Origin of the sequence: Gracilibacillus thailandensis (assembly GCF_010994055.1) — a bacterium.
GTDB classification, from domain to species: Bacteria; Bacillota; Bacilli; order Bacillales; family Amphibacillaceae; genus Gracilibacillus; species Gracilibacillus lacisalsi.
Genome location: NZ_WJID01000095.1, coordinates 1 through 5,031, shown reverse-complemented (window position 1 = coordinate 5,031; position 5,031 = coordinate 1). Strand labels below are relative to the sequence as shown.

The window sequence follows — 5,031 nt, the reverse complement described above, 5'->3', positions numbered from 1 at the left end:
AACTTGTTATGAAGGACACTTTTTAGGATTTTTACTTTTTCTGTCCTTCATTGCCTTTATGATGGACACTTTTTTCCGATTTTTGCTTTTTTTGTCCTTCATCGCCTTTATGATAGACACTTTTTCTGATTTTTGCTTTTTCTGTCCTTCATCAGCCTTGTGATGGACACTTTTTTCCGATTTTTGCTTTTTTTGTCCTTCATCAGCCTTGTGATGGACACTTTTTTCCGATTTTTGCTTTTTTTGTCCTTCATCAGCCTTATGATGGACACTTTTTTCTGATTTTACTTTTTATTGTCCTTCATCAAGTTGTTAAAGTCCTACTGTACAATGAAAAGAAGGACTCCTCCAATTAAAGAAAACTTGGCGGGTAGCCAAGCTTTCTTTAATGTAAGGTTGTATTTTCACCATTGATTAATTTCTGATATCTTGGGTATCTTGTCGCGAAGTCATCTAATTTATCGCCATATTGTGCGATCCAGTGGCGTACAATCTTCTTTGTTACTTCGACTCCTTCGTATTTCCTGCCTGCTTTCGCTCTTGTCGATTCAAAATCTTCCCAAAGTAATTCCACCCAACTTCTTGCCTCAAGCAAGGTTAAAGATGGATTTTTTTGATGTAATTCCTCTGCTAGTCTTTGAATCTCTTCTTGCATCTCTACTTCCCCCGCTTATATTAAGATTGTTTATCCCCTAATATTGATAATGGCACTGCTTCCTCTGTCTCAAATTTTTGACCTAGTAAATTGATACGATGTCCCCAGGCAAACACACCATTAATATAGGTAATTTCAAAAGTTTGCCCTGGATCTCCGGCTAGCTCATAGCGCTCACCTTTCTCAAAATCAGCCGGATTCACGAGATAAGCGGCTGCCATTTGCATTTTTCGTTGGAGGATCTCATATTCACTGACATTTCCCCATTGTTCTGCTTTTTGTAATTTTTCCTTTAATACTGCTACTTCTGCTCGTAACTCCTCAACCGTATATGTGCTATATCTGCGCTCCATTACTACACCACCATGTTAGTTTCTACTTTCATTTTACCATTACTTTGGCTAATGTTAAAATATCGTAAACCGGTGCTATATTATTTCGTACACAGCCTGTTCCCCTGTATAATGAGGGTAATCTTACAAAAAAGGATGGTCCAGCTTGATAAAATTATTTGCGACAGATTTAGATGGAACACTATTAAAACCTGGCAATATCATCAAACAAGAAGATATAGATGCTATTCATCGTTTAAAAGAACACGGCATTGATTTCGTCGTTGCTACTGGAAGAATGGAACGAGATATCGTGAAAATCTGTTCAGAAATAAATCATGATGCACACCGCATCAGTCAAAATGGTGCGTTTGTTGACACGAAAGATAATCAAAAAATTTTTACCAGAACGTTTGATGCTGCAACAAGCCGTGCTCTACATCACGCAGTTAGTGCTTTTCCGAATCCATTCTGCATTACAACGGCAGATGAATCATATATTTCTTTTAAAACACCAGAAATTAAAGCTATGGAAGACATTCTTTATTTCCCACTTGTGGAAGGTGTAGACTTTGCAGATGACTATAATGAAGCATTCTTACCTAGTAAATACATGTTGCTTGGCGACGAAAAGGATATTGTTGGTTTCCAGCAAAAGATAGACGAAGCATTTTCTGAGGTGAGTGAAACGTATTTATCTGATCCACACTGTGTGGATATCGTACCAAAAGGTGTAAGTAAAGCGCGAGGGTTAACAGCTTTAGCAGAATACTTAAATATTAATCCAGAAGAAATTGCTGTAATAGGTGATTCATTCAATGATATTCCGATGTTTGAAATGTCGGCTAACAGCTTTGCAATGGTAACAGCACCAGAGGCTGTTAAAGAAAAAGCGACACACGTTGTTGATGACGTATTTGAGGCAATTGAATTTATCCAAGGTAAAGTGAGCACAAGTTAATCAGTGCTCACTTAGATACTCATCTATAAAACGGTCAATTAGATCAGCTGTAAATCCTTTGCGATATAAAGCTGCTTTCACCTTTTGTTTCAATCCATATCCACTATCTTTTTTCTGATATTTAGTCACCAATTTCTCACCTTGAAATACGACAGCTTCGTACTCCTCATCATCGTCTCGCTCCAATTCAATATTATTTAATACTTCTGTAATAACATCGAATGAAAAGCCTTTTTGTAATAGCGACTGTTTAATACTGTCGATTTGTTGCTGGCGAGATTTTTTACTGGAGACTTGTAATTTCTTTTTCGCCCATTTGTCTACCTTTTGAAATTGTTTCTCAAATGTATAGAGGGATAATGCCTGTTCAATATTAGGAGCTTGTATACCTTTTTCGACTAATTCCTTCTTTATCATTAAAGGTCCTTTAGTGGATGTTTGCATTTTCGTTCTCACTAATGCCTCACTAAAAGCAACATCATCCACCAAACCTTCCTGTTTCAGGCGAGAGATTACTTCGCCGATATAAGTATCGTCAACTTCTTTACGTCGTAAGTGGTCAATTAATTCCTGCTCAGAACGCATTCGATAACTTAAATACTTAACAGAAAGGGTATAGGCTTTATATGACTGATCTTTTTCTTGAATTTGCTCGATCATTTCAGGAGTAAGGAACAACCCTTTTCGAAGATAATATTCGATCAAAATATCTTCATTAACACTAAAACCATAGTATTCTTGCTCATTTTCTTTTAAAAAAATATTATAACGGTGCTTCGATTTCTTTTGCGTCGTTATTTTAGCTATTTCGGGCAAGATTATCACCTCACTATTATTTTAACACGCAAACATTTGTTCTACAAACGAAATGGAGGGGCTTATCATGAACATCGCAATAGCTGGCGGAACTGGGTTTGTCGGAAAACATGTAACAAAAGCATTAACTGAACGCGGTGATTCCGTCTACATTTTGACTCGATCTCCCAACAAATATAAAAGTAATCAACAAGTATCTTATATTGGATGGCTACATGACGACTTTCATCCTGAACAACATTTACCAAAACTTGACGCCATCATTAATTTGGCAGGGGATTCCCTATTTGGTTATTGGACCAAAGCAAAGAAAGACAAAATCTATCAAAGTAGAATTAATGCGACTTATGCGATTATCGACTTAATTCGCAAACTGTCAGAAAAGCCTGAAGTACTTATTAATGCTTCAGCTATCGGCTACTTTGGCACATCAGACACGAAAACTTTTACGGAACAATCAGAAGAGCAAGGCAATGACTTTCTTGCTGAAGTCACGGAAGCATGGGAAGAAACAGCATTACAAGCAAGATCATTTGGTGTCCGAACGGTTGTGGCAAGACTTGGTGTCGTCTTGGGAGAAGAAGGTGCCTTACCACTAATAGCAATCCCGTTTCGATTATTCGCCGGAGGAAAAATTGGTTCCGGTAAACAGTGGGTATCATGGATCCATATTAAGGATGTCGTCGGTCTCTTGTTATATGCAATCGATCATAAACATGTTGAACGCACCTTACATCTCACTGCCCCAAGCCCTGTTCAAAATAAAGAATTAGCACAAGCTCTTGCTAAAACCCTAAACAGACCGAGCTGGTTTCCCACGCCAAGCTTTCTTTTAAGAACACTTCTAGGTGAAATGAGTATACTAGTTGTGGATGGACAAAAAGTTTTACCCGAAAAAGCAATCGAATCAGGCTATCATTTTCACCACGCTACCATCGAGCAAGCATTAGCCGAAATTTACAATTAATCGCCTTAATAGGTTATTTACGATCGTTTATGACGTTTATATTAATTTAAAGTAAATTTTCTTAATATTCCTTCATTTTACTTGAATTTTTTCGTATTTTTTTGTGATTTTCTATTTACAACTATCTTGTTTATTGTGTAAGATAAGGGTATCGAGCAGTTGATATAAGGGAAGGCAAATGGTGCGCCACCAGCGAAAGTAAACTGGTTCTAGTGGGTTCGATTCCCACCCCGAATTTTTGTTTAAACTTTGATAAAAATTCGAGGGTGGTAAGGACACAGCTACGCCATGTTTCTGTCTTCCTTTCACCCTCCAAAGCCTAAGGAGGGATTTTTTATGCTTAAAAAAAGAGACGTCCAGGATGCGCCTGTGTTATTTGATCTCATGTCTGATCCGGAAGTATTTCCATACGTAAGACATAAAGCTTATTCTAGTGACGAATTTTACTTTTTAACGAAACAGACAATGGAAGCCGAAGAACACGGTGAATTGATCTCCCGCACCATTGTCGATGAATATTTTAATCCAATCGGGACGATCAATTTATTTGATATAGAAAATAAGGCTGGATTTTTGGCGACATGGATTGGAAAGCCATACTTTGGCAAAGGCTATAATAAATTAGCAAAAGACGCTTTTTTCGAAGAGGTGTTTTATCATCATGACATCGACGCAATTTTTATTAAAATCAGACGTACGAATGTACGCTCTTTAAAAGCTATTTTAAAAATCCCTTTCGTCATGTATGGTAATGAAAGCTATCCTGAAGTTTTTGAAAAAATTAACCCACAGGAAGAACCTGTTTATGATTTATATGTAATTACGAAAGAAAATTATTTCTCTCATTTAGAAACTGTTACAGACGGCGAAGAAGCCATGTGATTATCCACAACAGTTATCCACAAATCTGTGCATAATGTGCATAAGGTTTGTGGATCTTGTTTTAATAAGGACAGTTATTCAGTGCCTTTATAGGTTGCTTGAATGGGGATAGCGTGGATAAATGGACTTAAAGCTGTCATAGCTGTTTTTGGCTGTTGATAACCTTGTGAATATGTTAGTCTATAACTGGCAGGTGATGAACATGTTTACAGCAAAAATAAAATGTGACAAATGCTCACGACAATTACAATTTAATGAAGAATATTTCTTTCATAGTAGACTACAGGATACTTTGGGAATCACTAATGTAAAGAAATATTATCAAGAGTATGGCACCATCTATTGTAAGGAATGCTTGCAAAAAGAACTAGGTGAATAATTTAACGTTCTTCAGAAAGAAGTCTCCCTCTTCAAGCGT

The 5,031-nt window shown here is 37.0% G+C and carries 7 protein-coding genes; 4 read left to right on the top strand and 3 right to left on the bottom strand.

Annotated features, from left to right (window positions below):
- Positions 1 to 385: 385 nt before the first annotated feature.
- Together GH715_RS19910 and GH715_RS19905 are read right to left on the bottom strand one after the other, a co-directional pair.
- Positions 386 to 655, bottom strand: a complete 270-nt coding sequence (locus GH715_RS19910) for a YfhJ family protein (RefSeq protein WP_018932581.1) — start codon at positions 653 to 655, stop codon at positions 386 to 388.
- Between the two features lie 20 nt (positions 656 to 675).
- Positions 676 to 1,008, bottom strand: coding sequence for a YfhH family protein (locus GH715_RS19905; protein ID WP_153836993.1), 333 nt, complete (start codon positions 1,006 to 1,008; stop codon positions 676 to 678).
- A gap of 145 nt (positions 1,009 to 1,153) precedes the next feature.
- Here GH715_RS19905 and GH715_RS19900 point away from each other — a divergent pair, with 145 nt between their 5' ends.
- On the top strand, positions 1,154 to 1,948 hold the full coding sequence (locus GH715_RS19900) for an HAD family hydrolase (RefSeq protein ID WP_153836992.1): 795 nt from the start codon (positions 1,154 to 1,156) through the stop codon (positions 1,946 to 1,948).
- On the opposite strand, the gene recX is transcribed toward GH715_RS19900, so the two are convergent.
- A complete protein-coding gene (recX, locus tag GH715_RS19895; RefSeq protein WP_324187005.1) occupies positions 1,949 to 2,773 on the bottom strand; it encodes a recombination regulator RecX in 825 nt (274 codons plus the stop codon).
- A 58-nt stretch (positions 2,774 to 2,831) separates the two neighbouring features.
- On the opposite strand from recX, the gene GH715_RS19890 reads away from it, so the two are divergent.
- The 3 genes from GH715_RS19890 to GH715_RS21400 all read left to right on the top strand — a co-directional run bounded on the left by GH715_RS19890 (position 2,832) and on the right by GH715_RS21400 (position 4,992).
- Positions 2,832 to 3,731, top strand: coding sequence for a TIGR01777 family oxidoreductase (locus tag GH715_RS19890; protein WP_153836990.1), 900 nt, complete (start codon positions 2,832 to 2,834; stop codon positions 3,729 to 3,731).
- A 336-nt stretch (positions 3,732 to 4,067) separates the two neighbouring features.
- Positions 4,068 to 4,613: a GNAT family N-acetyltransferase gene (locus tag GH715_RS19885; RefSeq protein ID WP_153836989.1), complete on the top strand. Its 546-nt coding sequence runs from the start codon at positions 4,068 to 4,070 to the stop codon at positions 4,611 to 4,613.
- A 148-nt stretch (positions 4,614 to 4,761) separates the two neighbouring features.
- Positions 4,762 to 4,992 (top strand): hypothetical protein, encoded by a 231-nt coding sequence (locus GH715_RS21400; protein ID WP_205601874.1) that lies wholly within the window; start codon positions 4,762 to 4,764, stop codon positions 4,990 to 4,992.
- The last annotated feature ends 39 nt before the right edge of the window (positions 4,993 to 5,031 follow it).